This window comes from Calothrix sp. CBUCES-K 9914 (assembly GCF_059640475.1).
The window spans coordinates 1-26,653 of sequence record NZ_JBXXZH010000001.1; the positions used below are offsets into that span (position 1 = coordinate 1).

The 26,653-nt window shown below is 38.2% G+C and carries 20 protein-coding genes and 3 pseudogenes; 13 read left to right on the forward strand and 10 right to left on the reverse strand.

Features of this window, described 5'->3' with window-relative positions; all coding sequences use genetic code 11:
* Positions 1 to 531: 531 nt before the first annotated feature.
* The 6 genes and pseudogenes from AC2JBO_RS00005 to AC2JBO_RS00030 form a co-directional block, all read left to right on the forward strand.
* A complete protein-coding gene (locus AC2JBO_RS00005; RefSeq protein WP_496951560.1) occupies positions 532 to 6,429 on the forward strand; it encodes an AAA family ATPase in 5,898 nt (1,965 codons plus the stop codon).
* A 624-nt stretch (positions 6,430 to 7,053) separates the two neighbouring features.
* A complete protein-coding gene (locus AC2JBO_RS00010) occupies positions 7,054 to 7,818 on the forward strand; it encodes a hypothetical protein (protein ID WP_496951561.1) in 765 nt (254 codons plus the stop codon).
* 1 nt (position 7,819) lies between these two features.
* A complete protein-coding gene (locus AC2JBO_RS00015) occupies positions 7,820 to 8,422 on the forward strand; it encodes a hypothetical protein (RefSeq protein WP_496951562.1) in 603 nt (200 codons plus the stop codon).
* A complete protein-coding gene (locus AC2JBO_RS00020; RefSeq protein WP_496951563.1) occupies positions 8,379 to 8,834 on the forward strand; it encodes a cyclic-phosphate processing receiver domain-containing protein in 456 nt (151 codons plus the stop codon). Before AC2JBO_RS00015 ends, AC2JBO_RS00020 begins: the two co-directional genes overlap by 44 nt.
* On the forward strand, positions 8,788 to 9,087 hold the full coding sequence (locus AC2JBO_RS00025) for a hypothetical protein (RefSeq protein ID WP_496951564.1): 300 nt from the start codon (positions 8,788 to 8,790) through the stop codon (positions 9,085 to 9,087). Before AC2JBO_RS00020 ends, AC2JBO_RS00025 begins: the two co-directional genes overlap by 47 nt.
* Positions 9,088 to 9,326: 239 nt before the next feature.
* Positions 9,327 to 9,518 (forward strand): annotated as a pseudogene (locus tag AC2JBO_RS00030) (TetR/AcrR family transcriptional regulator); the annotation flags it as partial.
* 132 nt (positions 9,519 to 9,650) lie between these two features.
* On the opposite strand, the gene AC2JBO_RS00035 reads toward AC2JBO_RS00030, so the two are convergent.
* Positions 9,651 to 10,760, reverse strand: coding sequence for a C1 family peptidase (locus AC2JBO_RS00035; RefSeq protein ID WP_496951565.1), 1,110 nt, complete (start codon positions 10,758 to 10,760; stop codon positions 9,651 to 9,653).
* Between the two features lie 164 nt (positions 10,761 to 10,924).
* On the opposite strand from AC2JBO_RS00035, the pseudogene AC2JBO_RS00040 reads away from it, so the two are divergent.
* Positions 10,925 to 11,107 (forward strand): annotated as a pseudogene (locus AC2JBO_RS00040) (Uma2 family endonuclease); the annotation flags it as partial.
* 265 nt (positions 11,108 to 11,372) lie between these two features.
* Here AC2JBO_RS00040 and AC2JBO_RS00045 read toward each other — a convergent pair.
* The 5 genes from AC2JBO_RS00045 to AC2JBO_RS00065 form a co-directional block, all read right to left on the reverse strand.
* Complete coding sequence (locus AC2JBO_RS00045; RefSeq protein ID WP_496951566.1) at positions 11,373 to 11,648, reverse strand: hypothetical protein; 276 nt, start codon at positions 11,646 to 11,648, stop codon at positions 11,373 to 11,375.
* A gap of 429 nt (positions 11,649 to 12,077) precedes the next feature.
* Positions 12,078 to 12,989 (reverse strand): metallophosphoesterase family protein, encoded by a 912-nt coding sequence (locus AC2JBO_RS00050; RefSeq protein ID WP_496951567.1) that lies wholly within the window; start codon positions 12,987 to 12,989, stop codon positions 12,078 to 12,080.
* Positions 12,990 to 13,032: 43 nt separating this feature from the next.
* Positions 13,033 to 13,428, reverse strand: a complete 396-nt coding sequence (locus tag AC2JBO_RS00055; RefSeq protein ID WP_496951568.1) for a cupredoxin domain-containing protein — start codon at positions 13,426 to 13,428, stop codon at positions 13,033 to 13,035.
* Positions 13,429 to 13,464: 36 nt separating this feature from the next.
* Positions 13,465 to 13,749 (reverse strand): peptidase, encoded by a 285-nt coding sequence (locus tag AC2JBO_RS00060; RefSeq protein ID WP_496951569.1) that lies wholly within the window; start codon positions 13,747 to 13,749, stop codon positions 13,465 to 13,467.
* Positions 13,750 to 13,759: 10 nt separating this feature from the next.
* The gene (locus AC2JBO_RS00065; RefSeq protein WP_496951570.1) at positions 13,760 to 14,107 is read right to left on the reverse strand and encodes a hypothetical protein; all 348 of its coding nucleotides are present in this window, start codon (positions 14,105 to 14,107) and stop codon (positions 13,760 to 13,762) included.
* 468 nt (positions 14,108 to 14,575) lie between these two features.
* Here AC2JBO_RS00065 and AC2JBO_RS00070 point away from each other — a divergent pair, with 468 nt between their 5' ends.
* A complete protein-coding gene (locus tag AC2JBO_RS00070; protein WP_496951571.1) occupies positions 14,576 to 15,145 on the forward strand; it encodes a sigma-70 family RNA polymerase sigma factor in 570 nt (189 codons plus the stop codon).
* Positions 15,146 to 15,151: 6 nt separating this feature from the next.
* Positions 15,152 to 15,925 carry an anti-sigma factor gene (locus AC2JBO_RS00075; RefSeq protein WP_496951572.1) on the forward strand — a complete coding sequence of 258 codons (774 nt, stop codon included), beginning with the start codon at positions 15,152 to 15,154 and terminating at the stop codon, positions 15,923 to 15,925.
* Positions 15,926 to 15,962: 37 nt separating this feature from the next.
* Here AC2JBO_RS00075 and AC2JBO_RS00080 read toward each other — a convergent pair whose 3' ends face one another.
* The 3 genes from AC2JBO_RS00080 to AC2JBO_RS00090 all read right to left on the reverse strand — a co-directional run bounded on the left by AC2JBO_RS00080 (position 15,963) and on the right by AC2JBO_RS00090 (position 17,452).
* Positions 15,963 to 16,454 carry an AAA family ATPase gene (locus tag AC2JBO_RS00080; RefSeq protein WP_496951573.1) on the reverse strand — a complete coding sequence of 164 codons (492 nt, stop codon included), beginning with the start codon at positions 16,452 to 16,454 and terminating at the stop codon, positions 15,963 to 15,965.
* The gene (locus AC2JBO_RS00085) at positions 16,417 to 16,749 is read right to left on the reverse strand and encodes a hypothetical protein (RefSeq protein WP_496951574.1); all 333 of its coding nucleotides are present in this window, start codon (positions 16,747 to 16,749) and stop codon (positions 16,417 to 16,419) included. The genes AC2JBO_RS00080 and AC2JBO_RS00085 overlap by 38 nt, the downstream gene beginning before the upstream one ends.
* Before the next feature lie 364 nt (positions 16,750 to 17,113).
* The gene (locus tag AC2JBO_RS00090) at positions 17,114 to 17,452 is read right to left on the reverse strand and encodes a PIN domain-containing protein (protein WP_496951575.1); all 339 of its coding nucleotides are present in this window, start codon (positions 17,450 to 17,452) and stop codon (positions 17,114 to 17,116) included.
* Positions 17,453 to 17,593: 141 nt separating this feature from the next.
* On the opposite strand from AC2JBO_RS00090, the gene dprA reads away from it, so the two are divergent.
* Entirely contained in the window at positions 17,594 to 18,715 is a 1,122-nt protein-coding gene (dprA, locus tag AC2JBO_RS00095) for a DNA-processing protein DprA (protein ID WP_496951576.1), read from the forward strand.
* A gap of 72 nt (positions 18,716 to 18,787) precedes the next feature.
* Here dprA and AC2JBO_RS00100 read toward each other — a convergent pair.
* Positions 18,788 to 19,397 (reverse strand): annotated as a pseudogene (locus tag AC2JBO_RS00100) (Uma2 family endonuclease).
* Positions 19,398 to 19,551: 154 nt separating this feature from the next.
* On the opposite strand from AC2JBO_RS00100, the gene AC2JBO_RS00105 reads away from it, so the two are divergent.
* The 3 genes from AC2JBO_RS00105 (at position 19,552) to AC2JBO_RS00115 (ending at position 26,652) form a co-directional block, all read left to right on the forward strand.
* Positions 19,552 to 19,965, forward strand: coding sequence for a XisH family protein (locus AC2JBO_RS00105; protein WP_496951577.1), 414 nt, complete (start codon positions 19,552 to 19,554; stop codon positions 19,963 to 19,965).
* On the forward strand, positions 19,953 to 20,288 hold the full coding sequence (locus AC2JBO_RS00110) for a XisI protein (RefSeq protein ID WP_496951578.1): 336 nt from the start codon (positions 19,953 to 19,955) through the stop codon (positions 20,286 to 20,288). The genes AC2JBO_RS00105 and AC2JBO_RS00110 overlap by 13 nt, the downstream gene beginning before the upstream one ends.
* 289 nt (positions 20,289 to 20,577) lie before the next feature.
* Positions 20,578 to 26,652 (forward strand): hybrid sensor histidine kinase/response regulator, encoded by a 6,075-nt coding sequence (locus AC2JBO_RS00115; RefSeq protein WP_496951579.1) that lies wholly within the window; start codon positions 20,578 to 20,580, stop codon positions 26,650 to 26,652.
* Position 26,653 lies beyond the last annotated feature (1 nt).

The following is a 26,653-nucleotide window of genomic DNA, read 5'->3' on the forward strand; positions in this document are numbered from 1 at the left end:
TTTAGGGCGCATTCACCCAGCTAGTGCCTGCTCCAGCAGTTCTTAAATCTGGCGAAGGTATTGAAAGTAGTAAGAATAATGTTTTCAGAGAGTTGTTGCGTAACTTCGGGATATTCAGCAGGATTAATAACTGTATCTGTCATGGCTAGAGTCCCCCCTTAAATTTTGGAAAATTCTGGGAATATTGTGGTTTTTGGTTTACTAAAGTGTTAAAAAATATACTTTCCGGAAAGCTTTGTGTTGTAATATCAAGTATGTTCTGCAATCAGAAAATGCCTTGAAGCATTTACTGACTACAGTATGTAATCAAGTACTTTCGGACGCTAGTAAAGATAAAGGCGTTAAAGTGCTAACTTAAGCTGTTACCTTAAGTTGTATAAAGATTAATGAATTAATGCAGGTTAAAAAACACATTTTGTACTTGTTCGTACCATTTTTAGCAAAAAATTGTAATAAAAGTTAATATTAGGACGATTTAGGCGCCGTTAGTCGTGGGAATACTAAATTTAGAAATTGTGAGATGAGGACAATATGGTTAGCTGTTTAGTGGGTATCCCTGGATATCAGATCAGTGAAGAACTCTACAATGGTTCCAGAACCGTAGTTTATCGAGGATATCGAGAGATTGACGACAAACCTGTAGTCATTAAACTGCTAAAAAATCCCTATCCCAGCTTCAGCGAACTGGTGCAATTTCGCAATCAGTACACCATAGCTAAAAACCTTCACTCATCTGTAATCATCCAAACCTACAGCCTAGAACCCTACCAAAATGGCTATGCGTTAGTGATGGAAGATTTTGGGGGGATTTCTCTTAAAGAATGGAGAGTACGGGGAAATTTACAATCTCTACACGAGTTTTTAGAGGTGGGGATCGCCCTCTGCAATGCCTTAGATTTATTGTACCGCGAACGCATTATCCATAAAGATATAAAACCCGCCAATATTTTAATTAATCCCCAAACCAAACAAATTAAATTAATCGACTTCAGTATTGCATCTCTACTACCACGAGAAACGCAAACACTAATCAATCCCAATGTCTTAGAAGGCACACTTGGTTATATTTCTCCAGAGCAAACAGGAAGGATGAATCGCGGAATTGACTACCGCACAGATTTTTATTCCTTGGGTGTAACTTTCTACGAATTATTGGCAGGAGAATTACCATTTTCATCAAATGACCTAATGGAATTGGTGCATTGTCATATTGCCAAAATGCCTACAGAATTAGGGAACAGGGAAGAAATACCCCAAGTGCTTTCAGATATCGTGATGAAATTGATGGCGAAAAATTCTGAAGACCGCTATCAAAGTGCATTGGGGTTGAAGTTTGATTTAGAAAAATGTTTACATCAGCTACAAGTTGCTGGTGCTATAGATAACTTTGAAATTGCACAGAGGGATGTGTGCGATCGCTTTATCATCCCCGATAAATTGTATGGTAGAGAAACCGAAGTAACAACCCTGCTACAAGCATTTGAACGTGTCAGCCAAGGTGCAACAGAAATGATGCTCGTTGCTGGTTTTTCTGGGATTGGGAAAACAGCAGTCGTCAACGAAGTGCATAAACCAATTGTACGCCAACGCGGCTATTTTATCAAAGGCAAATATGACCAATTTCAACGGAATATTCCTTTCAGTGCCTTTGTGCAAGCATTCCGAGATTTAATGGGACAGTTATTAACAGAAAGTGATGTTCAAATAGAGCAATGGAAAAAGAAAATTTTAGAGGCTGTCGGCGAAAATGGACAGGTAATTATTGAAGTTATCCCTGAATTAATCAGAATTATTGGCGAACAACCAGCTGCCGTAGAATTATCAGGAAATGCCGCAGAAAATCGCTTTAATTTATTGTTTAAAAAATTTACTCAAGTTTTTACTAGTGCTGAACATCCCTTAGTAATGTTTTTAGATGATTTACAATGGGCTGATTCAGAATCACTGAAATTAATGCAGCTATTGATGGCTGATACAGATCATCTTTTATTAATTGGAGCATACCGTGATAATGAAGTCAACGCCGGACATCCATTAATGTTGACTTTGAGCAATATCCAAAAAAACTCAGCAGCCGTTAATACAATTACTCTTGCAACATTAAGTCAAGTCACAGTCAATCAATTAGTTGCTGATACACTAAAATCTACAGAAGATTTAGCTTGGAATTTTTCTGTATTTCTCTATCAAAAAACTCAAGGTAATCCGTTTTTTGCTACACAGTTTCTCAAAGCATTACATCAAGATGAATTAATTGAATTTAACTTGGAGTCTGGCTGCTGGCAATGTGACATTACCCAAGTAAAAATTCAAGCTGTTACAGATGATGTGGTAGCTTTTATGGATTGGCAATTGCGAAAATTACCGCTATCAACTCAAAAGGTATTGCAGTTAGCTGCTTGTATTGGCAATTCTTTTGATTTAGCAACTTTAGCGATTGTTTCACAACAATGTGAAATTGAGACGGCTGCTAGTTTGTGGAAAGCATTACAAGAAGAATTAATTTTACCAATTGGTGATGTTTATAAGTTTTATGTGGGGCAAGAATATGTGAGGCAAGAAACCCTTGCAAGTACATCGGAAAATCAAGAAATTGTGACATACAAATTCTTACATGACCGAGTACAGCAAGCTGCCTATTCTCTGATTGCTGAAGATCAAAAACAGTTGACTCATCTGCAAATTGGACGTTTATTGCTACAAGCTACCGCGATCGATGAACGGGATGAGAACGTTTTTGCGATCGCTAATCACCTCAATAAAGGTGCATCCCTAATTACAGATGAGCAAGAGCAGCAGCAACTAGTGCATTTAAACTTGAAGGCTGGACAAAAAGCCAAGAATGCAACTGCCTATGGAGCCGCATTCAATTATTATCAAACTGCGATTTCTCTGTTACCGAGCGATTGTTGGCAACGCCATTACGATCTCACCCTGGCTTTGTACGAGGGAGCAGCCGAGTCCGCTTGCCTGAACACCAATTTTGAACAAGTTGAGCCATTGGCGCAAGTGGTGCTGAATCATACCCAGTCTTGGCTGGATCGCTCCGGGGTCTACGTCACGAAAATTCAAACCTGCATTGCCCAAAACCAACTTGATAAAGCGATGCAACTGGCAAGGGAAGTGCTGAACCATTTGGGGGTGCAACTGCCAAAGCAACCCACGCCAGCGGATATTCAACAAGCCTTTGAGCAGACTCAAACCTTGCTCACAGGTAGAGAAATCGAATCTTTACTGGAACTCCCGCAGATGACAGCAGCCCAACCCAAAGCGGCGATGGTGATTCTTTGTCACATCATTTCGGTTGCCTATCAGGTGGCTCCAGGTCTAGTTCCTCTGATCACCCTGGCTCAAGTGAATTTATCTGTACAACATGGGAATGCACCAGAATCAACTTACAGCTATGTGATGTATGGGTTGATACATTGCTCTCAATTGAATGACGTTGAGACAGGCTACCGCTTTGGATTACTGGGGGTGAATCTGCTGGAGCAGCTTCATGCCTCCAGGCTTCATGCAAAAACCCTTCTCGGATTTCACGCGCACCTCAGTTATTGGAAAGAACTGACAAAAGATACTCTCTCAGGCTACTTGCAAGCCTATACCAAAGGGCTGGAAACGGGCGATCGGGAGTATGCCGCCCTCAGCCTGTTATGCTATGGCTACACAGCCTACTTCAGTGGGCAAGAACTCACTTCTCTGCTGCAAGCGATGACAGAACATCGCCAGGTGATGCAGCAACTTCGCCAAAATTTCTATTTTGGTCTTCAAAGTATTTACTATCAAACTGTCCTCAATCTACTGGAGCCGACGGCTGAACCCGATCGACTGTTCAGCGAACACTATGATGAAGCAATATCGATCCAGCGCCATTTAGAAGCCAATCAATCACTGGCGCTGTTCCAAATTTCTTTTTGTAAACTTTTTCTCTCCTACCTGTTTGGGCGGTATGACCAGGCGATGGAAAATGCTCGGTTGATCCAGCAGTATTTAAGTGCAGCAACTGGACTGCTGCATGTTCCACTGTTCTACTTCTACAACGCATTAGTGCAGTTAGTGGTTTATCCAGATGCTACGGATGCAGACAAGGCAGTTATTCTAGAGCAAGTTGGTATTAATTTGGAAAAATTGACCCATTGGGCAGTTCATGCGCCCAGTAATCAGGCTCACCGCTGTGCGTTAATTGCCGCAGAACGCTGTCGAGTATTGGGGCAAAAAGCAGAAGCCAGCGAACATTACGATCGCGCGATCTCCCTGGCCAAAGCCAACGAGTATCTCCATGAAGAGAGCCTTGCCAACGAACTGGCAGCCAAGTTCTACCTGGAATGGGGTAAACAGCGCATTGCTCGGGAATACATGATTGAAGCTTATTATGGCTATGCTCGCTGGGGCGCCAAAGCCAAAGTCGCTGATCTAGAAAAACGCTACCCACAACTGCTGGCTCTCATTCTTCAACAAACCCGTTCTCCCCTCTCAACTACCGAAACTCTCTTCACATTAGGAAGTGTTACCGGAACCAGTGGCGCCACTTCTAGTAGTAGTAGCATCTCTGTGGCTTTAGATTTAGCCACCATCCTCAAAGCTTCCCAAACTATTTCAAGCGAAATCGAACTGGAAAAACTACTTTCATCATTGCTTTCTATCGTCATCGAAAATGCAGGGGCTGATAAGTGCGTGTTAATGCTTGCTGAATCAGGTAATTTACTGGTGCGGGGATTAGCTTTGTTGGGGCAAAATCACAATCAAAATACCAAAGTTGATTTTTCTTCAATGCTGACTAATCCACATCCAGTTGAAGAATCTATTGACGTGCCAGTTGGGTTAATTAATACTGTTAAACGCAGCTTACAGCCAATGGTGATTGTTGATGCCACGGTGCATCCGCAATTTATCAATGACCCCTACATTCAGCAACAACAACCCAAGAGTATTTTATGTAGCCCGATTTTACATCAAGGGAAGTTGCTGGGGGTATTGTACTTAGAAAACCAGATCGCAACTGGAGCATTTAGTAGCGATCGCGTCAAACTGCTCAACCTTCTCTGCTCTCAAGCTGCCATTTCCCTAGAAAATGCCCAACTTTATCAGCGAGAACAGCAAAAATCCCAGTTATTACAAGCATCACTGGCACAATTAAAACAGACTGAAGCATCTCTAGCCAAAGAACGGGAGTTTTTGAATGCCATCATCCATAATATTACTGATGGGATTGTTGTTTGTGATGCTAGTGGTAACTTGACCTTATTTAACAAAGCAACTCGTGAATTTTATGGCTTACCAGTAGAATCATTACCACCGGAACAATGGGCAGAACACTTCTCACTTTATCAACCTGATGGGCAAACACCCTTATCAACCACGGAAATTCCTTTGTTTCGTGCCTTACAAGGGGAAATAGTCGAAAATGCCGAAATGGTAATTGTACCCAAGCATGGTTTGAAGAGAATTTTGTTAGCCAGTGGACAAGCGATCGTCGATTCTTCGGGTAACAAAGTTGGTGCAGTAGTTGCAATGCGAGATATTAGCGATCGCAAAACAGCTGAACTTGCTTTACAGCAAAAATCACAAGAATTAGCACAAGCATTACAGAATTTACAACAAGCTCAATTACAAATGATTCAAAGTGAAAAAATGTCTGCTTTGGGTAACTTAGTTGCTGGTGTTGCTCACGAAATGAATAATCCTTTGGGCTTTATTTCTGCCAGTATCAAACAAGCTAAACCCACTGTTGCTGATATTGTGGAACACTTAAAATTATATCAAGAATGTCTCTCATCACCGACTGATAAAATTATCGCTCATGCTGAAACAATTGACTTGGAATATAGCTTAGAAGACTTACCAAAAATGCTTGATTCGATGACAATGGCGTGCGACCGCCTGAAAAATATCAGTACTAGTCTCCGCACTTTCTCACGTGCAGATCAAGATTACAAAGTACCTTTTAACATCCACGAAGGCATTGATAGCACGATTTTAATTCTCAAGCATCGTCTAAAAGCTAACGAACAACGTCCAGCTATTGAAGTGATAACTGAATATGGCAATTTACCTCAAATTGAATGTTTTCCTGGGCAATTAAATCAGGTATTTATGAATATTCTAGCAAATGCTATTGATGCCTTAGAAGAATCAAATTATGCCCGCAACTTTGAAGAAATAAAAGCCAATCCCAACCGAATTCTAATTACAACTTCAACAGAGAATAATTATGTTAAAATTGCTATTGTAGATAATGCTAAGGGAATGAGCGAAGAGGTCGTAGAAAAAATATTTGACCATTTATTTACTACAAAAGCCGTGGGTAAAGGCACAGGGTTGGGATTGGCGATAGCACAGCAAATTGTCGAATTAACTCACGGCGGAAAGTTGATTTGCAACTCAGTTCTGGGTGAGGGTACAGAATTTATTATTGAAATTCCGGGATAATTTTTGGCTCGTTTAGTAAATAATTTCAAAAATCTGGGAATACTAAATCTAGCAATTGTGAGGATGAGGTTACAGGTAACGTCTCTAGAAGAGTTTTTACAAATTGCGATCGCCATCTGCAATAGCTTATACCATTTTTATATGAGGATGCACATTATTATTCTTAGCCCCCCTTCCACGCGGCAGGGCTGTTTCATTCTTGGAAGTAAATCAAATTAAGTTTGAACTTGCTACGAGATTACTCTTAACTTCTGTCTTTATCTTTGTGTACGAGCGTGACAAAAGTGGTTTATTTCTTTGATGAACCACAAAGACCACGAAAGTTCACAAAGGGTAATAGTGGATTATTCTTTTTAGAATGAATCAGCCCTGCCTTCCACGCGGGGGGTTGGGGGGATTTAGTTATTTGCAGCTTCATATTAAATCGGTATAAATCTGAAACGCGCGCTCCGAAACCAACTATTTTTAAGCTCTGTAGCTTCTGGATTGCCTCGCTAGTGACTTTTTCAGCAAGCCCTAAATAGTTTGCTAGCATGGTGCTCAAAATGCTATTTGAGTATGAGCATCAAAATATGGCATAAATATTTCTGATGAAGCACTCAAAGATTAAATAGGAACAAAGAGTTGGAAGAAATTTCCCCACAAAATATATTATATATAGGTACTTGCTCTGAGAAAACCTTAGAGAATGTCAAGAAACTGCCTCCCGAGGTTTGGGTTGACCTAAATGACCTTCTGTCTAGAGAAGATTCAATAGTCAATATGATTATTCAAGAAGCTATTGAAAGCTCACTAGAAGAGGCTATTGCTCGAATTAGTAAGCTAGCGCAAGTTTTTCGAGCTAAACGCGAACTACCACAATCTGTAACAAAAGGTACAATATTTAGCCAGCCAGGTGAGAAAGGAGGTTACACGAGTACACTGTATAACGTAGTTGAAGATACAAATTTAATATTTAAGCAAGGGGGCGGTCGTTTACCAAACGAAGCAAAAGCTATGATAGAATTAGAAACTTTAGATGTTCCGACCGTTTATATTAAGAGAGTTCAGCTTGCAAATGGCGAATATGGTTTACTTTTGGAGAAAATTGAGGATGCTGTAGGTAGTAAATCAATCATCGGGAGAACTAGAAAACCTCTAAGTCCGCCTGAATACACTGAGTTCGTTACTCAAAAAACAATAGATGATTTAGAAGATATTTATCAAAAATTAAAAAATGCAGGAGCAAACGTAGGTGATTTTCAATTTCTTATTAGAAAAAGTGATGGTACAGTATTTTTAAACGACCCAACAAGCTTCGGCTTTCGTAAACAAGGTCCAAAAGGAGATGTCCAGAATATTGTTGAGAGATTTAAAAAAATATTAAAAGATAAGAAGGAAGAGAAATAATATGTTGACAGATACTGAACTATTAACTTTATTGCCATTAAAACAAAAAGATTTACTTGGCTTATGTATTGGTCGTCGCTTAGTAGAAATTGACCGTTTTTTTGGAATTGATCTCCCATCTTTTCTTGAAGGTGGGCATTTTACCGAAGCTGAGTACTTCTCTTATAATTCGGGTGCATTGCAGTTGCATTTTGAAGGGAATCTTACTTATGGACTTGATATTTACGGAGAACAACTATCGATTGTAGTGTTACCAATGACTCTTGAAAATGACGATTTTACAAAACTATACCAACTCTCAAAGCTTTCTCTAGTTCCACCTCAATTAAAAAATTGTATTGGTAAAATATGTCGTGATATTCGTATTTGGACTCTTCAAGAAAATTTTGAGTCCTCAGAAGCTAAACAAGTAGCGGTTTCTTATCTCTTTGATAATGAAAGCGAACTATTCTACTGCATTTACCTAGTAGATGATTTTGATAGTGACTATTTACTTCTACGGCAAGATGTGACCCTTGATAAAGTAGCTAGTTGTTTTTCAATTGCACTCGGAGAATACATTGACCCAACAAAATCATCAGACCCACTCTACAGTGCCGCTTAGAGTTTTAATTATAGAAGATACTGAAGAACGTCAAAAGGTTTTAACTTCTCTGTATCGCTCTCATGCTTGGATATTAGCTAATACTGGAAATCGTGCCATAACACTAATTAATGCCTATGACTTTGATATTATATCTCTCGACTACAATTTACGTGGCGAATTAACTGGCGCAGACGTTGCTCGGTCAATAAAGCCTTCTAGAAATATACAAGCCAAGATTATTGTTCATTCACTTAATCCTAAAGGGGTAAAGCAAATATTGGATATTTTACCCAATGCTATAAGTTACCCAGTATCAAAAATGATTCGCTCAAATAATACTTTTAAAAACCTTAGAACTAAAATTGACGAACTTGGGGTTGACTTTGATTGGTCAAACAATTCGACGAAACCCTCAAAAAATATTTGTTAATAATATTACTCAGTATTTGCAGTTTCATCCAGAATTACAATTAACCGACCCAGAGGCAACAGCACGTATATTCTTAGGCGCCTTATTTTATGTTGTGATGATTAAACATATGCTCCAAAGTGGGGATATTATGCCAATAGAGCCTCAAAGACTGATTGATAACTTAGTTAACTTAATTACTGCCAACGTTCAGTTAGATGAAAATAAATATTCTGCTAATAAGCAATACCTTCGCCAGATTTGGGAGTCGTAACGTAGCATCAACGCTTCTAGAATTAAGGCTTTTTCGTATCAGAGTGCAGGAGCGCTATAATTCCCAGACTAGTTAAAAACTCCGTCCCGTTATTCCACACCGGGTTTTTAAATTCAAAACCTTGGTATATAAAGACTCTGAGGTCAACGTATAACAGACAGATTCAATATTTTGTTTGACTGGAAACGTTGACGGCAAAAGTCTTTTTGCCAATCATATTTTTGGCGAAGGTATTGAATAAGGACAAATCTTCACGACGCAAACGTTCTGCTACAGGTAAGTTTGAACCAGATTATAAAGAACCGAAACGCTTACGCTCAATACGACTTACCGATACTGCTTGGGAAAACTTAGATGCCATCGCAAAGGCTAATAACCTGACTCGCAGCGAAATAATTGAACTTTTAGCACGAGGTCAAGAGTTGAAATAATTGTATATACATGGATGACACACTTTGCAACGGATACAACAGATGTAACGGATAAGCTGCTTTAAATAATTAGATTTTGTTTTTAACAAATAACCATCCGTTACATCCGTTCATCATCCGTTGCCAATTTTTCTATTCCTCTTCGCAGTCCTCGCCATCAATACAGTAGTCGTAGTCACCATCAATAGCGTACTCATCGCAAAGCGCATCTAACTCCTCAAGGAATTCGCTTGCATCATCAATTGTCAGGTCAAAGTTAAGAATATTAAGAACAAAGCTTTCATCATCTTGTTCTTCATATTCGTAGTCAAAGTAATATTCTTCCTCGCTTTCTACATAATTTTGACATAGATTTTCTAAATCGGTTGCAAAACCCTCTGGGTCAGAAGTTGTGACATAAAAATCAAATAGCAACAAAGAACCTTCGTCTGCAAAAACTGACTCATCTTCTTGCCAAACCTCGGCACTAAAATCTAAATCGCTAACAGATTTAATAATCCACGAATCGTCTCCGTTATACTCTTTGTGAATTACATAATCGTAGGGAATATAACAGTATCCTTCATCTCCCCACTCTGAACCCCATGAGTTGCGTACTATAAACATTTTGTCTTTATCTGAGTAGCCAACACACAGCATTGCGTGCCATCCGTGGGTTTTCCGCACATTATCAGATGACTTAGGCATTGGTACTCGCCCCTGATTTTTTGTAGCTTCATCAAAAGAATTAAATGTATTGAGAGCAAAGGCAATTGGATATCCTTCTGCTAAAGTATGGCGCCATGTGTCAAGGTCAGTTTCAACGAACTCAGCTTCTTCAATTGTGAAGTTAGCTGCGTGTTCGTAGGCTAAATCATCTGGTTGTTCTAATATTAGCTCTTCCTCATTAGCCCAAAGTTCTTCTGAACACGCTCCATACTTGCACAAAGCATCAATTGCTAGTTCCATTTGCGTCCCTTTGTCTTCGTTTTCGCTATTATGCAGCGACCGCGCGTTATAGTAAACAAACAAACGGCTTACATCACTAGATTCGCCTAAAGCCCGTTTTGCAAGGTATTCATAAGCACCAACAAAAGCATTAGCAACACAACTATTACCAACCTGCTCTTCTACGTCGGTCATATATTTACGCAGGTCAACTTTGGGTGGCAACTGCTTACTCCGGAAACGTCCTATTTGATGAAGTTTTGCACCCTCTGATTTTTTACCTGGAATATAGCCAGCAGTATATTTTAATATCATGGTGATTATTTTTACAGTCAACTCACTTACAATACCTGTATAACTTATCGAAATTGGATTGTAAAGCTTATTGTTTTGATGAGTGGACGGGCATCAATACTACAAACATTTTCTAGTAAAATAGTAGAGAAGTGGCGCCCTAAAGTTCTTGGAAGAAGCCTTAAATGTTACAGTCCCTTGCTCAAGTCCTTACATTAGAAGAATTTTTGAAACTGCCGGAGACAGAACCGGCTAGCGAATATATTGACGGGTACATAATTCAAAAACTAATGCCTCAAGGAGAACACAGCGTTATTCAAACCGAGTTGGCGCCTGCAATAAACTCAGTAGTCAAACCAAAACAGATCGGGTGGTTGCTGCCTCGGCTTTAGCCAGGGGAGCCTCAAGAATAAAGAACTGACGCAAAACTAGTACAAGCAGAACGTAGTCAAATTACAAAAAGCCATCAGCTGCACTGGGAGAGTAACCCAAGCAGCCGATATCATTGAAAAACTCGTAGGATAGGCGTCTCAACTGGCAATGGTTTTCTTAACGCTATAGATTTTTCACGATTCATATACCAGTCAATCGTGATTTGCGTAGTATCTTCAAATAAAATGCTTTCTTTATCATCTAAACCATAAAGATTAAAGACAGCTTCATCAAGTTAGGTTCATTTAACTGAGTAAAATAAATACAAGGCGAACCAGATAATTCATAGATTGCTATAGCGTTAATTTGCTGAGTATCAATTACAGCACTATACTTAATGCGCTTTTCTAAATATTGGTTATTTTTGCAAATATCTGCCGCTTCTATAAATCCTGTAGTTGGCACACCATCATAATAAAAAGCAGTATGCGCCATTACTCGCTGATATATTTCATTTACAGCTGTATTATAACTCATTACTGGCTTCTCCTTGTGATTCTTATCTATACTTTTCTTACCCCTTCAAAACTATTCGTATACACTTATCAAAATTTAAAAGCAACAGGACTTGCGCTCCGGGCAAATAAAAACCGTAGGGTGCGTGACGCTATAAGGAAATTTCAACGTAGATATAAAACTTGTAGCGTCACGCACCGATTCATGATTGTAAGAGTATCGTAAGTTTTAAGCAAGCATTAAGCTTTAATTGATATCATCATAGTATAGACATATTAGCATGACTTGTCAAATAATTTAGTTGTTCAATCCATTTTGTCGGCGCCTGTTTATGATATTGGGCTTCCAAAAAATTAATCCCTACCTATTGGAAGGTAGGTATCAACGGGAACGCATTGGATATAGGACGGGCGGGACCCATCCTACAGCTGTTTTTTGATTTGGAAGACTTTAAGCTAGAGAATGCTGGTCATTTTTAACATAATTACCAGGTACAAATTCTAGTGTGCGGAAACCTAACACTGCCAGTAAATCTTTTTCTGGTAAAGTGACTGGCCCTGGTTTTTCAGCTTTTCCAGGCGCCGGCAAAGGATAAGCAAGAGATGCAGCCGTACTAAATCGAATGTTACCTTCACTATGTTGAATTACTTGATGAATGTGACCACTGAGAACAGTAACAGAAGAAAAGCGAGATAATGACGAGAGTACTTTGCCTGAGTCGGCGGTTGACCAACCCCATTGAGGATAAAGATTATACAAAGGAATATGGGTAAAAATAACTATTGGCGTGTTTTGTTTCTGCGCTGCAAGGTCTTTTTCTAGTAAGTCCAGTTGCGCTTGACCAAGTTTTCCAGTACCAGTTTCCCCAAATTCTATTACATTGGTCAGGGAAATCAAATGCACACCATTATAGTCCCATATTTGCATACCTTCTCTTTTGTCCTTTTGGCTGAATGCTTCTCCATAAGCTTTCCCCCTGTCTCCTATCGTGTCATGTTCACCAGGAAGGGTAAACAGTGGTGCTTTTAATTGGGAAAGAAATTGTTTTGCTGTGTCGAATTCCTCCGGTTTGGAAAGGTGCGTAATGTCTCCAGTATGAACAATGAACGCTGGTGGAGTGGGTAGTGAATTTATAGCGTTGATAGTTTGTTGCAGAGTGGTAGTAACGTGAGGGTTTGCTTCCTTATTGAAACCTAAATGTGTGTCGCTGATTTGCACGAATGATAAGGGTGCAGAATTTGCTAATTTCTGACCTTGCAAATCTCTAACGGAACAGGATGCAAGTAAACCATTTTCTCCCACTACCCACAGTATACCAAGACCAGTCCAGCCAACGTGTTCAATAAACTTTCTACGTCTCATTTTGTTTTCCTATTTGAAGTAAAAGTTGTTTAAGAGTGCCTTTTTACTTTTTACTGGTATCAACAGTAATTGTTCCTTTCATATAGGGATGAATTGAACACAAGTAAGGAAAGGTTCCTGGTTGCGTAAAGGTGTGTTTCCAAACTTGGGCGTTATCTAGTCCCTTTGAATCAAAGGCGCCATCTTTGGAGGTAACAGTGTGTGGTTCTTCGTCTTGGTTAACGAACTGTACGGATTGACCAGCATTTATTTTAATATCTGCTGGTAGATATTTGAAATTAACGATTTTGACAGTAGGATTTGCGGTATTGGTGGTAATTTCTTGCGGTTGGGGTGTAGGTGTTATAGATTGTCGGTTAGGGGTACAGGATGTTAAAGAAAGCAAAATTACCAGAATTGTAGAAGCAAGTCCTTGAAGCAAGTAAGAGATATATTTCATATAGCGTCATGAACACAGATGCAATTTGTGACTTATTTACTTTTTGATTTGTTTTGACTTTTGGCTCCTCGAAAATAAACCCATCATATTTAGTCCAGTTGCAATTAAAGTCAGTAGTCCCAATCCGTTAAGTATGGGTAAAATTGCTGATAGTCCTAAAAATTGGAACGTATGAATTTGGAGTAGAAATGCAACTAATTCGGCTTGATGCAACCACTCATCGGCGACTGTCATGCCAATACCTGTAACTGCGGTAATAGTTAGTGGTAAGCACACTGTGAGTGCAATCTGTCGGTGATATTTGCGGAAAACTAATTTCATTATCAAATTCCTAATCTTCTTCTAAGGATTGTAGTTGTGATTCGAGTGCGCTTAAATATCCTTGGTCAGATAGAGTTTGCTCTGATAGTAGCTTTGCTTTCACCGCAGCTTGAACAATATTTTTAGCTGTCAGCGTTCCCGACTTATGCGCGTTTAACAAAGTGTTCCCACCCTTGATACCTACATTTTGTAAGTAACCGCGTTCAGCCATAAAAGCTAGATTGAAAGGATTAATTTGACTGGCGCCACTGTTTGTCACGACTGGGTTATATGTCATTGGGGTTTGTGCAGTAGCAGTGTTTGCTAGTACAGGAGATATTAATAAAGCTGATAAAATTGGGAGAATGTAACGTTGCATATTTTTACCTCGTTAATAGAGTTGTTTGGATAAGACAATCAAACCAAGTAGGCAAAAACCTACTCAATTTGTTTTCATGCGGATGATTTGCAAGTCAAAAAGACTGTTTCAGTAGAGACACAATCTCCATCTTGTGGTCTATCTTGTGGAATGGGCATCGCAAGCCCTGTCCATATCGTATCTCTACAAGCAAGCATTAACGGAATAAATAATTGTATGGGTTATTGTTTGCTTCTATTCCTATAACGAACGAACTAAGAATTTGGATTTAAGTTTGTGGATATTCCATAAAAACCCTCTGCCTTCTCAAATCTCGTTACATTTCGTTACATAGATGATTTTCGCCGACTTCTAAAAATCTAAAATCCAATTGCCTCCGTCAAGCGTTATATAAATAGAAGTAAAACTTCTGCCATTACTAACGCAATGGTATAACTTGATATCTACCTAGGTATATTCACACTCAGCATGGAGTCACATTCTCCCCTGCACCAGACAGATACAGAGTTGCTCAACGCCCTAAAAGCAAAACAGCCTGGGGCGCTAGGTACTCTCTATGACCGTTATGGTCAGGTCGTCTACGGAATTGCACTGAAAGTATTGCAAAACCCGCAGGAAGCGGAGGATTTAACGCAGGAGATTTTTCTGGCTTTGTGGTGCAATGCGACTATTAATACCAACCACAGTCATTTCCTCCGTTATTTAATAGCAATGACGCGCTCAAGGGCAATAGATAAAATTCGAGGCAGGAGTCGCATTCTTAATCTCATACAGCGCTTTGGGCAAACAGTGACCGCCGAAACCCTTTCTCCAACTCCGGTTGAGCAAGCTTCGTTAACAGAACGTTCTCTTGCCGTTCGCTCTGCCCTTACCCAACTACCGGACAACCAACGTCAGGTAATAGAGATGGCTTATGATGCTGAACTTAGCCAGTCGAAAATTGCTCAACAACTAGACGTACCACTAGGAACAGTAAAAACTTGGACGCGCCAAGGACTGCTGAAACTAAAACAAATACTACTTAATGCTATTGATTAGTTACTTATGACTGCACCAGAAAATTCTCAATATATACAACAGTTAATAGCAGGTTATGTTGTGGGTGAACTAACTCCTGAAGAAAATCTTGAGCTTCAGAAGATGCTTATAGAAAATCCATCCTTGGCACTGGAAGTAGAGCAGTTACAGCAAGTATTAGATGAAGTGCTTTATGGTTTAAATGCTGTTGAACCACCACCACATTTACGTGCAGCTATCCTTAGTAATATAAAGGACTACGAGACTAAAAATCTCTCAGCGTCCCAACGTCGTCCAGTTCGCGCGCTTCCCTATAATTTACCCTGGCGCCAAATCATCGGCAGTGTCGCGGCAATTTTAATTTTGTATTTGGGAATAGATAATTACCACCTGCGTCAAGAAAACCAAATAGCCAATAATATTAAAACACTGTTGCAACAAAAAGAAACCCGCCTGTTTTCGATGAAGGGTGTGAATATAGCAAAAAATGCCTCTGGCAGTTTTGTACTGAATCTAGAACACCAAACAGGTGTCATTGCAATTCAAAATCTTCCCTCTCCACCTACTGGAAGTGTTTACCGACTTTGGGCAGTTGTTGACGGCGAAAAAATCCCATGCGGACAAATTAGTGCTACTGCAAAGGGGAAAATTATCGAAAAATTTGCGATGCCAGCTGATTTCTATGATGCAGGAGTATCAGAAATGCTTGTAACGCTAGAGACATCTTCTAATTATCGGTATCCACTAGGACCAGCAATTATGAAGAGTGCTTTTACCTTTGATAATGGCAGCAAACTTTAACCTCCGTTATAACGCGAACAATCAACTGCGATTCTAATTATTCACCCACTGCTTGAAGCTTAATCACATGATTGTTATACTGAGACAATAATTCAATAGAGTGGGTTGCTAATATAAACTGTACTTGACTCCCTTTGGTAAGGTCTAGTAGCGAGCGAATAAGCTGACGCTGCCATTTAATATTTAGCGATATTTCTGGCTCATCAATGATAAATATTGTTGCTTTATCGCGCACGATGAGAGTATTACAAAAAAGTAGTAATAATTGCTTTTCCCCAGATGACAAAAGTTCTGAAGATAATTCCTCTCCTTTGTCTGTAAAAATTTTTATTCCTTCTCTAACATTTAACCTAATGGATTTATCAGTAAAAAATAAATCATTAATTGTATTTTCAAATATAGTTAAAATTTTGCACGTATCCTCAAGAGCATCGAAGCGAGCTTCTATACTATCAATATAAGGTTTTAAAATACTTGATATAATTGAATGATTAGCTTGAGAATGAATGAGATTGCAATATATTAGCAATCTTTTTTGTAATTAAGGGTGCCATTAAACCAAAACGAGCAAAATCTTGGCTTTTGCTTTCATAATATTCAATATCTGATATTAAGGTTTTGTATGATAAATTTGACAACTCATCTTGAACTATAGTATTTGATGATAAAATAATTACACTAATAATTTCTTCATAAATAGTGTGGGCATTCTCTGCTCCTTGGTTAGTACCCTTTAGTGCTTGCTCACGCATCCATTCTTCTGTACGCTGAATAGATTTTTTGAGAGCAATTTCTCTATTAATATTATTATTTATTTCCTCCAAAGCATGTAATAAACTTACTGTAAAGACAGAATTTAATGTTGAGGTGTTGCCAGTATATTCTGCTTCTTCAAAAATGTCACTTTCTAACTTTCTATCATCTCCTGAGTACTCAACCTTGTTTTATAGACTGTAAAAAATTTTCTTTTCTGGACACCTGTTAACAAGGAGTACTTACATATACTTTTGGAAACTGCAAGTACTTTACCTTCCAACCCTTAAGACTGAGCCTTTTATGTCTGTTATGTATGTTGCACTACATCCGGCGCCTGTTTTTCAGGAACTAATGTTAAAAATTCCCAACAACTTTTTTTGAATTTGAGCGTTGGCAATGTGTTTGCAGTTTCATCTTAACAGGTAATCGAGCTTATTGACCGTTGCCAATGCAATGTGAACAGCGCGACTCAGAGGCTTTGCTTGGGAGATTACTTCTCGCCAGAAACTGAGCAGCTAAGTTCTCAACTGCTTCCGTCACTTCAAGTAATGGGATTCCACGAGCTACCTCTAACCGTTGAGGTGCTATTTCCGCATCACCTTGTGATACCTCGTCCAAAACAACTTGTGACATGTAGAGAGTAAAAGCACTTCTGCGTAATTCCCACCAGTCTCTTGTAATCTCAATATTTCCAGCAATAATCAGATTTTTGGTTGATCTGGCAGTGAGATAACCAAGAATGCTGGTTTCGATGTAAACAGTTTCACTCATGCTCAACAGGCTGTAAGCTGTCTTATTTTAACAAGTGTGTACAACTTAGCATCAAGTTAAGAAATAGTTACGTTTCATCGTAAGCTTTAAATCCAAAACAGGCGCCTGGGAATACTATATATAGTCATTGAGGATGGGAAGTTGTCAGAACGCGCGTATTGGCTAGCTTGGTCACAATTATCAGGTGTCGGCCCGATATTATTACAACGGTTGCATCAGCAGTTTGGGTCTTTACAAGCTGCATGGGAAGTAAAGTCAAGTGAACTAGGCGCCGTGGAAGGTTTTGGTTTTAATACGATACAAAAAGTCGGCAAAGAGCGAGCTAGTTTCAATAAAACTATTCATCCAGAAGAGTTCCTCGCAAAACACCTTGAAGAAAATCCTTATTTCTGGACACCTGTTGATGATGAGTACCCGCGTTTACTCATGGAAACTGCGAGTCCTCCACCTATTTTGTACTATCGCGGCGCCGTTGAACTAGAAGAGAACTTGGGGCAAAAAGGACTTATTGGAATTGTGGGGACACGACAACCGAGTGAGTATGGTATTCGCTGGACTAGGCAAATTAGTACTGCGCTTGCAAAAAATGGGTTTACAGTTGTTTCGGGTATGGCAGAGGGAATTGATAGTGAAAGTCATATTGCTGCATTGAAAGCGGACGGACGCACTATTGCTGTTTTTGGTACAGGTGTTGATGTTGTCTACCCTGCCAAAAATCAAAAACTTTACCAGCAAATATTAAAGCAAGGAATGGTTGTCAGCGAATTTAAAAGCAAAACTCCACCCGACCGCACACATTTTCCTCGTCGCAACCGCATTATTGCTGGGTTGTGTCGCGCGGTTTTGGTACTTGAGGCGCCTATTAAATCTGGTGCGTTAATTACAGCAGACTACGCGAACGAGTTTGGACGTGATGTATATGCACTGCCGGGTAGAGTAGATGATTATAATTCTCAAGGTTGTTTAAACCTGATTACACAAGGCGCCACACCAATTTCAAGCGAACTGGATGAGTTAATTAAAATGCTAGGAGCGATACCACAATTTGATTCCATACCAGCAAAACCTGTACAAACAGCTTTACCTCAATTAGAACCAGAACTTCAAAAGGTTATCGAAACAGTTTCTATGGACTCTACTGCTTTTGATGTCATTATTCAACAAACTGGTATGGCGCCGGGTTTAGTGTCAAGTGCGCTATTACAACTTGAGTTAATGGGTTTAATTGCACAGTTACCAGGGATGCGCTATCAAAGGTGTTAATTCACAATTCTCTAAATCTATGCCTAGCCGCAATAGCGCTACATATTATTATCATATAATCTATTACTTGCCCTAGACTCGGTGCATATTCAAAACAAAACCTGGTAACACATCCTCACCGGATAACTGAGTAGGGTTATCCAACACCTCAACCTCTAATCCCGGTCGGTAAATTTCCACTTGTCGCTGCTGCGGATTGAGCAACCAACCCAAGAGGGCGCCATTATCAATGTACTCTTTCATCTTTGTTTGCAAAGGCTCAAGTCCATCTGAGCCAGATCGTAACTCAACAACGCTCGTCAGGGCAGATATTAGCAAAAGTCCCTTTTTGTTCTGGAGTCAGTGTATCCCACCGTTGTTGACTGACCCAAGAAGCATCGGGAGAACGAGTGGCGCCATTGGGTAAAATAAAGCCAGTAGAGGAGTCAAAAGCTTTACCCAAATCTTCGTTTTCTTCGTACCAGCGGTCTAGTTGTCCGGTAAGACTTCGATTGCGTTCCCCAGTTTCCCAACCTGTTGGTGGGTTCACGATTAACTCTCCTTGTGCGGTTTTTTCCAGTTTCAAATCTCGGTTTACTGCTGCTAAGGCTGTAAACTGTTCTTGGGTAACGTACAACCCAATTGATGATGGTAACTCAATTGTCAAGGTTTGGTTTTTAGGACTGACGGGTGTCTGTACCATCTTGACCTCTTATATAATAGTGGTTACAAAAAAAATGCTTACCTATTAACTAATATATTCTACAACGCTGTATGGGCGCCAGTAGAGTTTTTCAGGCTTGCTATACTTTGAAGTAGTAGGCATAATTTATTTAGACAATCAAGTTACTGATTCAATGGCTAGAGATGTTTTCCATTATGCAGTTAGGAAGGGTTTAGAAAAGGAGGATTGGCTAATTACGGATGACCCGTTAAGGATTAAGGCGGGTGGAGCTGATATGGAAATCGACTTGGGAGCAGAAAAACTCATAGCAGCAGAGCGGGGAGAGGAAAAAATAGCGGTTGAAATCAAAAGTTTTATCGGCACGTCCAATATTTCTGAATTTCATACTGCGGTGGGGCAATTTATTAACTACCGAGTAGCCTTAGAGGAACGGCAGCCTGAACGTATTTTATATTTAGCAGTTCCCGTTGGTGTATATCGCAAATTTTTTATGCTTCCATTTGCACAAACCATTATTAGCCGTTTTCAAATTCTATTAATTATTTATGATCCAGTAGTCGAGGTAATTTTAGAATGGAGAAACTAGAACGCTATCGCACTTATATTAAACAATTGTTGAGTGAGTATGCAAGTCTAAGCAAATCAGATGATGAAGCTGAAACTGAGCTAGTTTTTGATGTTGAGCGCGACCATTATCAAGTTGTTAATACGGGTTGGAAGAATCGACGACCAATGTACGGTTGTGTTTTACATCTGGATATTAAAGGTGATAAAATTTGGATACAGCATGATGGAACAGAAATCGGGATTGCTGATGAACTGGTAAACTTGGGAGTCCCAAAGTCAGATATTGTTTTAGCATTTCATGAACCTTTGGTAAGACAATATACTGGGTTTGCAGTGAATTAGCTGTAAATATTAGATGCCTGAAACATATAAACCGCAAGGTGTGTGGCGCAATTAATAATCCTCTATTAAAGTGCGACACTCATCCATAGTTATTGCTTCATGGTAAACTAGTGAAATAAAATAAAAGTGTTAAAGAGTATTGAATTGTCAGTCAAGGTTTACCTGAAGTTTTACTCGGTCGTCAGTGGCTTACAACTCGACGACTTGTTGTTGATATGCCATTAGGTATATTGACATTAGGATAATTAGGGTACAATTAAGTGTAGTTTGGTAAAAATCTTAGGCTTATATGATTTTACTGCCAGATATCACAATTGTCAGCCAAATCTACGAAAGTCCTAATACCTTCGTGTATCGAGGCGCCTTCAAGGAAAGTCAGCAACCGTTAATTTTAAAACTCCTTAAAGAGGATTATCCTACGCTTGCCGAACTTTATCGCTATCAGCAGGAGTATGAAATTACTTGCTATCTTAATTTAGAGGAAACGATTAAAGCCTATGAATTAAGGAAATACCAAAATACACAGTTTATATTGTTGGAGGATTTTGGTGGAGATTCCTTAAAAATACTGCTGGAAAAGCGTCCGTTTTCTTTGTCTGAATTTTTACACATTGCTATTAAAATTACTGACGCTTTAGGTAAAATACATCAAAAAAATATTATTCATAAAGATATTAATCCATCGAATATTGTCTTGAATCCTCAAACGGGACAATTAAAAATTATTGATTTTGGTTTGTCTAGTATTTTATCAAAAGAAAATCCTACCTTCAAAAGTCCTAATGTTTTAGAAGGGACATTAGCTTACATGTCTCCAGAACAAACAGGTAGAATGAATCAAACGCTTGACTATCGCACTGATTTCTATTCTCTCGGCGCCACTTTTTATGAATTGCTAACTAACGAACTACCTTTTAAATCCGTTGATGCACTTGAACTTGTACATTGCCATATTGCCAAACAACCAATACCTCCTCATCGAGTTAATTCAAAAATTACAAAAAATATCTCAGAAATTGTCATGAAGTTAATGGCAAAAACTGCGGATGAGCGATATCAGAGCGCTTGGGGAATTAAAGCAGATTTAGAAACTTGTCTAGTACAATATCAAAAGGCAGAAACTCAAACTTTTACTTTGGGGCGCCAAGATATTGAGAATAAATTACAAATTTCTCAAAAAATTTACGGTAGAGAAGCAGAGATTCAGTCTTTGTTTTCTGGTTTTGAGCGAGTCAGTCAAGGGCAAACTGAACTCATGCTAATTTCTGGATATGCTGGAATTGGAAAATCAGTTTTAGTTCAGGAACTGTATAAGCTAATTACTGAAAAACGTGGATACTTTATTGCGGGTAAATTTGACCAGCTTAACCGCGATACACCCTATCAAGCTTTAATTGCTGCATTTCAAGAATTAGTGAGACAGTTACTTACGGAAACAGAGTCTCAATTACAACAATGCCAGCAGAAGATTTTAGCAGTATTAGGAGGAAATGCACAAATTATTATTGATGTCATCCCAGAAATTGAACTAATTATTGGTAAGCAGCAACCCGTACCTGAGTTATCTCCAATAGAAGCACAAAATCGGTTTAATTTGGTTTTTCAAAATTTTATCCAGGTCTTTTGTCAAAAGGAGCATCCTCTCGTTCTATTTTTGGATGACCTACAATGGACAGATAGTGCTACGCTGCAATTGCTTCAGCTAATAATAACTCATATTAATACTCAATATCTGTTTTTGATTGGAGCTTATCGAGATAACGAAGTTAGTATATCTCACCCCTTAATGCTAACTTTATCTGAGATGAAGGGGGTAGTGGTTAATCATATTTATCTTACACCGCTAAATATACATCATGTTAATGAATTTATCGGAGATACACTAAAAACTAAAAACATCTCGACACAAAAATTAGCTGAGTTGGTTTGGGAGAAAACACAGGGTAATCCCTTTTTTGTAAAAGAGCTATTGAAATCACTTTATACAGAAAAATTATTGAGATTTGAGCGAAGTACTGGTATTTGGTCTTGGGATTTAGAACAAATTATAACAAGGAATATCAGTGATAACGTTGTTGAATTAATTTCAGGAGAAATTAAAAACTTATCAGAATTAGCGCAAAAACTTTTGCGGTTAGCCGCTTGTATTGGCAACCAATTCGATTTAGAAACGCTGGCAATTATCAATGAAAAAACTCAAAACGAAACGGCGAATGAATTGTGGAATGTCATCCAAACAGGATTGATATTACCTGTTGGAGATGATTACAAGTTTTTGAAAACCGACCGAGAGACAAATAATTTAAAAGTTAATTATAAATTTGCTCATGACCGCATACAGCAAGCTGCTTACTCCCTAATTATCCCAGAACATAAACAAGCTGTTCATTGGAGAATTGGTCAACTTTTATTGCAAAATACTCCACAACATCTACTCCAACAAAGAATTTTTGATATTGTCAATCAACTTAACTTTGGTATTGCATTAATTACCCCAACATACCGCACGCTTTTAGCTCAATTAAATCTTACCGCTGGTAAAAAAGCGAAAGCTTCAGGCGCCTGGAAACCAGCTTGGAATTATTTTCAAATTGGCATAAATTGTATGAAGTCAGATAGCTGGGTGTCTCAATATGACTTAACTCTAGCACTGTTTGTGGAAGCAGCCGAAACGGCAAGCTTAAATGGCAACTTTGAAGAAATGAATAAATTAATTTTAATTGTGCTAGAAAAAGCTAATTCTTTGCTGGATAAAGTGAAGGTCTACGAAGTCAAAATTCAATCTTATACAGTGCAAAATAATCCTTTATTAGCCATAGAAACTGCACTCTCTGTATTAAAAATGTTAGATATTATTTTTCCTAAACAACCAACAAAATTAAATATTGTTTTTGAACTAATAAAAATAAAATTAAGTTTTGTAGGGAAACGAATTGAGGACTTAATAGACCTACCAGTAATGACTAACTCTTATAAGTTGGCAGCAATGCGTATATTATCAAGTATCGGTCCTGCTGCACATTTTGCTACACCCGAACTACTGCCGTTGATTATATTAAAACAGGTCAATTTATCAGTCAAATATGGAAACGCTTCTACATCGTCTTATGCTTATGCTGCTTACGGATTAATTCTGTCTGGAGAAAATATTGGAGATATTGATACTGGTTATCGATTTGGTAAACTTGCTCTCTTGTTACTCGATAAATTTAATTCTAAAGAATTTAAAGCTAAAATAATATTAATTTTTAATTACTTTATTAGACATTGGAAAGAGCATATAAAAGAAACTTTAAGTCCTTTACGGGATGCTTATTTAATTGGACTAGAAACTGGAGATTTAGAATATGCAAGTTATTCAGCTTGCGTATATTGTTATTACTCCTATGTATCGGGTAAAGAGTTGGCGATAGTTGAGCAAGAGATGGCAACTTATAGTCACACCCTCAGCCAACTCAACCAACAAACATCTTTTTATTATAACCAACTTAATCGGCAAGTTATATTAAATTTGCTCGGACGGTCTGTTAATAATTGCCTTTTAATTGGTGAAAGCTATGACGAAACCAAAATGTTACCTTTACATTTAGAGGCAAATGCTCAAAATCTTTGTCGCTCTCTGTATTTTTATAAGTTAGTTCTCTGTTATCTATTTCAAGACTATCAACAAGCTATTGAAAATATTCAGTTAGCCGAACAATATACTGAAAGTGCAATTGGCACAATACCTTTGTTTCATTTCTACGATTCTTTGATTCATCTTGCTATTTATACTGGCGCCAACCCTTTAAAACAAAAACAAATTCTTTATCGAGTAAAAGCCAATCAAAAAAAACTTAAGAAATGGGCACGTTTTGCCCCAATGACTCACCTCCATAAATTTTATTTGGTAGAGGCAGAATGCTATCGAGTTTTAAGTAAGAATCTTAAGGCAATAGAATACTACGAGCTAACGATAAAGTTAGCTAAAGAAAATGAATATATCAACGAAGAAGCTTTAGCCAATGAACTTGCTGCCAAGTTTTATCTTGGATGGGGAAAAAATAAGATTGCCCAAATTTATTTTTATGAAGCTCGTTATTGTTATGAAATGTGGGGTGCAATAGCTAAAGTTAAAAATTTAGAGGAGTCTTATCCACAATTTTTTAAAAAATCTTCAACAGCTAATAACCGTATTAATTTATACAGCAGTTTGCCAAATCGGTCAACTGGCAAAAATTTAGAGCAAGCTTTAGATATTGAAACATTAATGAAAGCAGCAAGTGCAATTACTAGCGAAATTGAGTTAGATAAACTGCTTTCCACCTTAATGAAAATCTTAATTGAAAATGCTGGAGCGCAAACAGGTTACTTAATTTTAGAATCTAATGGTGAGTTAAAAATAGAAGCATCTGGGAATGTAGAAAATGAGCAGATTACGGTGTTGCAATCTATGCCAATTGAAAATTGTTTACCTACGTCAATTATATATTATGTCGCGCGCACTAAAGAAAGTATAGTTTTAGACAATGCAGTCGAACAAACCCAAAGTTTCCAATTCAAAATTCTTAACGACTTATACATTCAATTCAATAAGCCTAAGTCGATTCTGTGCTATCCTGTTGTGAATCAGACACAACTAATTGGCGTTTTTTATTTAGAAAATAATTTAGCGACTCACGTATTTACATCAGAAAGATTAGAAACTATACAACTACTATCTACTCAATCAGCCATTGCCCTTTCTAATGCTAAACTTTATACATTAATCGCAAACTACAATCAAACCTTAGAACTTAAGGTAGATGAACGTACATTGAAACTAGCGCAAGCTAATACACAGTTAGAGTCAGAAATTGCTTCAAGAAAAATTATAGAAGTCGAACTTGCAAAAGCTAAAGAGTTAGCAGAAACAGCTAACCAAGCTAAAAGCATTTTTATCGCTAACATGAGTCACGAACTACGCACTCCTCTGAATGCAATTTTAGGATTTTCTCAACTAATGGTTAAAGACCAAAACCTAGCAGAAAAACAACAAGAAAACCTCAATATTATTCATCGTAGTGGAGAGCATTTACTAACTCTCATCAACCAGGTGCTTGACCTTTCTAAAATTGAAGCAGGACGGATGACACTATCCGAAAGTAACTTTAATCTTAAAAGCTTACTGGCAAATATAGAAGATATGTTTCGGTTGAAAGCAAAAGATAAAGATGTACATCTACAATTTGAATGTGCTGCTGATGTTCCTCAGTATATTCGCACGGATGAAGTAAAATTGCGACAAGTGCTAATTAATTTTGTCAGTAATGCAATAAAGTTTACAGATAAAGGAAGTGTGTTAGTAAAAGTGCGAGTTGGAAACGCAGATAACAAATATGAATTTGTAGAGGCGCCAGATGAAACATGCTTTATTGCTTTTGAAATAATAGACACGGGTGTTGGAATTGCTCCATCAGAATTTGAGCAACTATTTCAACCATTCGTGCAAACCACGTCAGGACAACAATTACAGCAAGGAACGGGATTAGGATTAACTATTAGTCGTCAATTTATTCGCTTAATGGGAGGTGAAATAAACGTTATTAGTGGCACCAAATTTTTTAGACCAGGAACTCCAGTAAAAGAAATTAGCAATGACAAAATTATGTCAAAAGGCACAACTTTTAAATTTGATATTAAAGTAGGCGTTGTAAAAAATAAAGTTGATGACCAAGCTCAAAATCGTTATATTCTTTCTCTCGCTCCCAACCAACCCGAATATCGTATACTAGTAGTGGATGATAATGAACACAATCGTCAGTTATTAGTTAAAATGCTTCAACCTCTTGGTTTTGTAGTACAAGAAACTACGAACGGTCAAGAAGCAATTGAAATTTGGAAGTCATGGGTGCCTCACCTAATTTGGATGGATATGCAAATGCCCGTAATGGACGGTTATGAAGCAACTAGACAGATTAAAAGTATGAATGAAAATACGAATAAAAATACTATAATAATTGCCATTACAGCTAGCACATTTGTAGAAGAAAAAGCAGCAGTTTTTTCGGCAGGTTGCGATGATTTTTTGCGAAAACCATTCTCAGAACAAATTGTTCTTGGTATGATGGCAAAACATCTTGGAGTAATATATACATACCAAGATATAGAGCCATCTTCCCGACTTTCTAATGTCCCACCATCAGAGTTAAATTTACCAGCTTTACTAGCAGAAATGCCAAATGAGTGGATTTTTGAATTGCATAACGCTGCGCTTGATGCAGATGCGGAATTAGTTTCTCGTTTGCTTAACAAGATACCTACATCTTATGTTAATGAAATCATGACTCTTAAAGACTGGGTTGATAAATATCGGTTTGAAAAGATTTTAAGTTTATTCGATTGAA